Origin of the sequence: Saccharomonospora iraqiensis subsp. iraqiensis, assembly GCF_000430445.1 — a bacterium.
GTDB lineage: Bacteria > Actinomycetota > Actinomycetes > Mycobacteriales > Pseudonocardiaceae > Saccharomonospora > Saccharomonospora iraqiensis.
This window is the reverse complement of the sequence record NZ_KE387033.1, coordinates 2,707-8,763: the sequence shown is the minus strand read 5'-3', so window position 1 is coordinate 8,763 and position 6,057 is coordinate 2,707. Positions and strand designations below refer to the sequence as shown.

Here is a 6,057-nt window from a genome sequence, read left to right as displayed (position 1 = left end):
CCCCGGCCGCGGTCCTTCGAGCCGTCCCCGCGGCCCGCCCCGCCGGTCCGGCGGGGGGACCCACCGTCGGCCGAGGGGAGCTCGTCGTCCAGCCGCAGGGTCAGCGAGATGCGCTTGCGCTCCACGTCGACGTCGAGCACCTTGACCGTGACCACGTCCCCGGGCTTGACGACCTCCCGCGGGTCGTCGACGAACCGGTGCGCCATCGCCGAGACGTGGACGAGCCCGTCCTGGTGCACGCCGACGTCGACGAACGCCCCGAACGCCGCCACGTTCGTGACCACGCCCTCCAGCCGCATCCCCGGCTCGAGGTCGTTCATCGTCTCCACGCCCTCGGCGAAGGTCGCCGTGGTGAACTCGGGGCGCGGGTCGCGTCCGGGCTTCTCCAGTTCGGCGAGGATGTCGGTGACCGTGGGCAGGCCGACCGCGTCGTCGACGAACGACTCCGGCGACAGCGTGCGCAGTGTCCGGGAGTCGCCGATCAGCTCGCGGATGCCGACCCCGGCCGCGTCCACGATCCGGCGTACCACCGGGTAGGACTCCGGGTGCACGCCGGAGGCGTCCAGCGGGTCGTCACCGTCCGGGATCCGCAGGAAGCCCGCGCACTGCTCGAACGCCTTCGGCCCCAGGCGGGTGACGTCCTTCAGCGCGGTGCGGCTGCGGAACGGCCCGTGGGTGTCCCGGTGGCCGACGATGTTCTCCGCCAGCCCCGAGCCGATCCCGGAGACCCGGGCCAGCAGCGGGGCGGACGCGGTGTTCAGGTCGACCCCGACCGCGTTCACGCAGTCCTCCACCACCGCGTCCAGGGAGCGGGAGAGCTTCGACTCGGCCACGTCGTGCTGGTACTGCCCGACCCCGATGGACTTCGGGTCGATCTTCACCAGCTCCGCCAGCGGGTCCTGCAACCGGCGCGCGATGGAGACCGCGCCGCGCAGCGACACGTCCAGACCGGGCAGCTCCTGCGCGGCGTAGGCCGAGGCCGAGTACACCGACGCACCCGACTCCGACACCATCACCGTGCTCAGGCCGAGCTCCGGGTGGCGCTTGGCGAGTTCCCCGGCGAGCTTGTCGGTCTCCCGGGAGGCGGTGCCGTTGCCGATGGCGACCAGCTGCACCCCGTGTTCCCGGGCCAGCCGCTCCAGCGTGGCCAGCGCCTCGTCCCACCGGGCCTGCGGTTTGTGCGGGTGGATGGTGTCGGTGGCGACCACCTTGCCGGTGCCGTCGACCACCGCGACCTTCACCCCGGTGCGGTAACCGGGGTCCAGACCGATCGTCGCGCGGGTGCCCGCGGGCGCCGCGAGCAGGAGGTCCCGCAGGTTCGCGGCGAACACCCGCACCGCCTCGTCCTCGGCGGCCTGCCGCAGCCGCATCCGCAGGTCGATGCCCAGGTGCAGCAGCACCTTGGTGCGCCACGCCCAGCGCACCGTGTCCCGCAGCCAGCGGTCGGCGGGCCTGCCCTCGTCGGTGATGCCGAACCGGGCGGCGATGCGGGCCTCGTACTCGTCGGCGTCCGTGCCCGGCTCGTCGGGCTCGGTGGACACCGTGAGGATCTCCTCCTTCTCCCCGCGCAGCAGTGCGAGCACGCGGTGCGAGGGCAGCTTGGCCATCGGTTCGGCGAAGTCGAAGTAGTCGGCGAACTTGGCGCCCTCGGTCTCCTTGCCCTCGCGCACCGTGGCGGTGATCCAGCCGCGCGACCACATCCGCTCGCGCAGCTCGCCGATCAGGTCGGCGTCCTCGGCGAACCGCTCGACCAGGATGGCGCGCGCCCCGGCCAGGGCGGCGTCGGTGTCGGCGACCCCGGCGTCGGCGTCGACGAACGCCTCCGCGGTGCCCTTCGGGTCCTGCGTCGGGTCGTCCAGCAGGGTGTCCGCCAGCGGTTCGAGCCCGGCCTCCCGGGCGATCTGGCCCTTCGTCCGCCGCTTCGGCCGGTACGGCAGGTAGATGTCCTCCAGGCGCGCCTTCTCCCGGGCAGCCCGGATGCGGGCCTCCAGCTCCGGCGTGAGCTTGCCCTGCGCCCGGATCGAGTCGAGGATCACCGCGCGGCGGTCCTCCAGCTCCCGCAGGTACCGCAGGCGCTCCTCCAGCGTGCGCAGCTGGGTGTCGTCGAGCGCCCCGGTCACCTCCTTGCGGTAGCGCGCGATGAACGGCACCGTCGCGCCGTCGTCGAGCAGCGCGACGGTCGCGGAGACCTGCCCGGGGCGGACGCCGAGCTCGTCGGCGATCGTGTCGGTGAGGGACGTGTCGGGGGACGTGCTGTCAGCCACGACACGGATTGTGCCTGGTCCGGTCGGCGTCGATGATGGGCCCATGCCGGAACACGATCCGAAGCCCCGCAGTCATGAGGTCACCGACGGCGTCGAGCGGACCGCCGCCCGCGGGATGTTGCGCGCGGTGGGGATGGGCGACGAGGACTTCGCCAAGCCCCAGGTGGGCATCGCGTCGTCGTGGAACGAGATCACCCCGTGCAACCTCTCGCTGCAGCGGCTGGCGCAGGCGAGCAAGAACGGTGTGCACGCCGGGGGTGGGTATCCGCTGGAGTTCGGCACGATCTCGGTCTCCGACGGGATCAGCATGGGCCACGAGGGGATGCACTTCTCGCTGGTCTCCCGCGAGGTGATCGCGGACTCGGTGGAGACGGTGCTGGAGGCCGAGCGGATCGACGGCGCGGTGCTGCTGGCGGGCTGCGACAAGAGCCTGCCCGGCATGCTGATGGGCGCCGCCCGGCTCGACGTCGCCGCCGTGTTCCTCTACGCGGGCACGACGCTGCCCGGGCGGGTGGACGGCCGCGAGGTGACGATCGTGGACGCGTTCGAGGCGGTGGGCGCCTGCTCCCGGGGGCTGATCGGACGGGACGAGGTGGACCGGATCGAGCGCGCGGTCTGCCCGGGCGAGGGCGCCTGCGGCGGAATGTACACCGCGAACACGATGGCCTGCGCCGCCGAGGCGCTGGGCATGTCGCTGCCCGGCTCGGCGAGCCCGCCGTCGGTGGACCGCCGCCGGGACACGTTCGCCCGCGCCGGGGGCGAGGCCGTCGTGCGGCTGCTGGAACAGGGGATCAGCGCCCGCGACATCCTCACCCGGGAGGCGTTCGAGAACGCGATCGCGGTGGTGATGGCCCTCGGCGGCTCGACGAACGCCGTACTGCACCTGCTGGCGATCGCGTACGAGGCCGGCGTGGAGCTGACACTGGACGACTTCTCCCGGGTCGGCGACCGGGTGCCGCACCTGGCCGACGTGAAACCGTTCGGCCGCTACGCGATGACCGCCGTCGACCGGGTCGGCGGGGTCCCGGTGGTGATGCGGGCGCTGCTCGACGCGGGACTGCTGCACGGCGACTGCCTCACCGTGACCGGCCGGACGGTCGCGGAGAACCTGGACGAGCTGGACCCGCCGCGGCTGGACGGCGAGGTCGTCCACGCGCTGAGCGACCCGATCCACCCCACGGGCGGGGTCACCATCCTGCACGGCAGCCTCGCCCCGGAGGGGGCGGTGGTGAAGAGCGCGGGCTTCGAGACGACCCGGTTCGAGGGCACGGCCCGCGTGTTCGAGGGCGAACAGGCCGCGATGGACGCGTTGGACGAACTGAAGGCGGGCGACGTCGTGGTCATCCGCGGCGAGGGGCCGCGCGGCGGCCCCGGGATGCGGGAGATGCTGGCGGTCACCGGTGCGATCAAGGGCGCGGGCCTGGGCAGCGACGTGCTGCTGCTCACCGACGGCCGGTTCTCCGGCGGCACGACGGGGCTGTGCCTCGGCCACGTGGCCCCGGAGGCCGCGCACGGCGGGCCGATCGCGTTCGTCCGGGACGGCGACCCCATCGTCGTTGACTTGTCGACAAAAACGCTCGACCTCGGGGTCGACGCCGACGAACTGGCCCGTCGACGCGAGGGGTGGCAGCAGCCCGCCACCGACCGGCGGGGCGTACTGGGCAAGTACGCACGCCTGGTCGGGTCGGCGGCCAAGGGCGCGGTCTGTTCCTGACCTGTCGTCCCCGGGTCCGGGCTGTCGGTGTCCCGTCGGCTGCGTGATCATCCCCGTCAGGGGGCGTATGTCGTCCGGCTAAACGCCGTTCGGCAGGCCGAGGGCTATGGCCAGTGCCCGGTTGAGGGCGAGCACGGACTGCGGGCACAGACATCCCAGGTAGTCACCGAGTTCGTCACGGCCGAGCGTTTCGATGTTGTCGGTGTTGACGAACCCGGTGAGCGGGTCTTCCCGGGTGAGCTTCACCCACGTGGGCAAGTCCCGTTGGGTTGTGGTGGCACGCACGGCGAGCACGTCGCGGGTATGGGTGTTCCGGTGGTTGTTGGAGACCACCACCCAGGGTTTGGCTCCGTAGCCGATGTCGGCCCGATAGACCTGGCCTCGGGCAGGGGTGGCCGTCACGTGGTCGCCTCGGAGGCACGCGCCGCCCGACGCTGCCGGGACGCCGTCCGTTCGGTGTCGTCCTCGTACGGGTAGTTCGGGTTGTCGGCGACCGCGTGGGCGTAGGCCTCCTCCAGCAGTCGCTCCTGACGCTGGCGCCAGGCTGTTTCGATGGCCGCCTTGACCGCCTCGGTCTTCGTGGAGGTGTCCTGTGCCAACTCTTCGAGCTTGCGCTCGGTTCCGGGATCGAGCCGAACTGTCATACCGTTCGTCATACAGGAAGAATACCAGATTCGTATGTCCAGGACGGTCTCGCTCCCTGCGGTCCGGTCGAGCGTCGATGTGATCGGGTTCGGAGGCCGAACGGGGAAGCGGGGCCCGTTTCGCCCGGACAGGTGATCGAGAAACGGTGTCCCGGAGTGGGACACCGTTTCGTCGGTCGCGGCTGATAACCAGGGACCCCACGCCGCCCGACCACACGCCGGAGAAGGGACACGACGATGGTGAAGGCCCTCGTGGCGACCGCGCGCACCCAGGGGTTCCGGGACAACGACTACCACTGGTGTGTCGAGGGGGAGCTGGTGTGGATCGCGCCGCCGTGCCGTGCCGACCGGCACGACCCGGACGGGGTCTGCGGGTGCGGACGCGGTTTCGCGGGGCTGAGCTCCCACCGGGCCACCACCACCGCGGTCGTGCGCACCCTGGACGGCATCAGCAGGCAGGACTTCGTCATGGTGCTCGACGCCAGTCTCACCGAGCAGGGCTACGGGTCCCTCGACGCCGAGGGGCTGGCCGACCACCTGCTCGACCTCGTCGCCGACCTGCCCGACGGCACCGTGGTGGAGCACCGCCTCGACTACGTCCACGTCCGGCAGGGCGTGCCGTAGCGACCGCCACTCCGTGCCGGGGCGGCAGAGGGGCCGTGCCGGGGCGTCGCGGGAGGTGCGTGCCCGTGTTGGACCGTGGGAGACCGGTGCCTTCCGGTCACCCGGTCCGCCTACCCCTCCTAAGGTGAAGATCGTCCGATCCGATCTTTTCCGAACCGGGGGGAGCCCCGTATGACCCTGGCGCCGGCGACGGCCCCTGACGATGTCCACGGCGATCCGGCGGAGACGCCCGGGGCCGAGGCCCGGCGGGAGAGACGCCCGCGCCCGGGCCTGATCCGGGCGGCACTCGCGGTCGTGGTCGGCACCGGCGCGATCGGTGCCCACGCGGGTCTCTACGGCAACTGGCTGATCGACGACGCGGGAATCACCTTCGCCTACGCGCGGTCGGTGTCCGAGGGCCTGGGGGTCGTCCTGCAACCGGGTGCCGAACCCGTGGAGGGCTTCTCCAACCCGCTGTGGCTGGTGGTGCTGACGGTGGGGCGGCTGCTGGGGCTGTTCGACTCCGGCGCGCTCGGCGGGGTCGGCGACTACGTGCTGTTCCCGAAGGCCGTCGCGCTGGTGTGTTGTGCCGGGATCCTGGCCGTGTGTCACACCGTGACCCGGCGGGTCGTGCGTCGGGCGTGGGTGGCGACCCTGGCGGTCGGGTTGGTCCTGGCCGCGGTGCCGTCGTTCGTGATCTGGTCGTTCTCGGGTCTGGAGAACCCGCTGTACGCACTGCTGGTGGTGGGGCTGGCCGCGGTGCTCGCCCGCGCGGCGCTGGACGGTCGGGTGCTCACCGCACGGGTGGCGGTGGCCGCGGGCGCGCTGGCCG

General features: G+C 72.2%; 5 protein-coding genes and 1 pseudogene. 3 read left to right on the top strand and 3 right to left on the bottom strand.

Translation table 11 applies throughout. The annotated features are described in order from the left end of the window. Positions 1-2,264 (bottom strand): Tex family protein (locus ACTIR_RS21015; RefSeq protein ID WP_233345791.1); only part of this gene is annotated, 2,264 nt, incomplete at its 3' end. 43 nt (positions 2,265-2,307) lie between these two features. Here ACTIR_RS21015 and ilvD point away from each other — a divergent pair. Beyond that, complete coding sequence (gene ilvD / locus ACTIR_RS0100800; RefSeq protein ID WP_026452860.1) at positions 2,308-3,978, top strand: dihydroxy-acid dehydratase; 1,671 nt, start codon at positions 2,308-2,310, stop codon at positions 3,976-3,978. Between the two features lie 78 nt (positions 3,979-4,056). Here the strand turns inward: ilvD and ACTIR_RS0100795 are convergent, their stop codons facing one another. Continuing rightward, positions 4,057-4,380, bottom strand: coding sequence for a type II toxin-antitoxin system PemK/MazF family toxin (locus tag ACTIR_RS0100795; RefSeq protein ID WP_026452859.1), 324 nt, complete (start codon positions 4,378-4,380; stop codon positions 4,057-4,059). Then, entirely contained in the window at positions 4,377-4,634 is a 258-nt protein-coding gene (locus ACTIR_RS27025; protein ID WP_065388522.1) for a hypothetical protein, read from the bottom strand. Before ACTIR_RS27025 ends, ACTIR_RS0100795 begins: the two co-directional genes overlap by 4 nt. Positions 4,635-4,859: 225 nt before the next feature. Between ACTIR_RS27025 and ACTIR_RS0100785 the strand changes: the two genes are divergently transcribed. Together ACTIR_RS0100785 and ACTIR_RS27020 are read left to right on the top strand one after the other, a co-directional pair. Then, positions 4,860-5,246 carry a DUF7715 family protein gene (locus ACTIR_RS0100785; RefSeq protein ID WP_026452857.1) on the top strand — a complete coding sequence of 129 codons (387 nt, stop codon included), beginning with the start codon at positions 4,860-4,862 and terminating at the stop codon, positions 5,244-5,246. A gap of 171 nt (positions 5,247-5,417) precedes the next feature. Next, positions 5,418-6,057: pseudogene (locus ACTIR_RS27020) on the top strand (hypothetical protein); the annotation flags it as partial.

Coding starts and splice junctions, on each gene's coding strand:
- ACTIR_RS27025 (WP_065388522.1), bottom strand. CDS start 4,634: ATGACGAACGGTATGACAGTTCGGCTCGATCCCGGAACCGAGCGCAAG.
- ilvD (WP_026452860.1), top strand. CDS start 2,308: ATGCCGGAACACGATCCGAAGCCCCGCAGTCATGAGGTCACCGACGGC.
- ACTIR_RS0100785 (WP_026452857.1), top strand. CDS start 4,860: ATGGTGAAGGCCCTCGTGGCGACCGCGCGCACCCAGGGGTTCCGGGAC.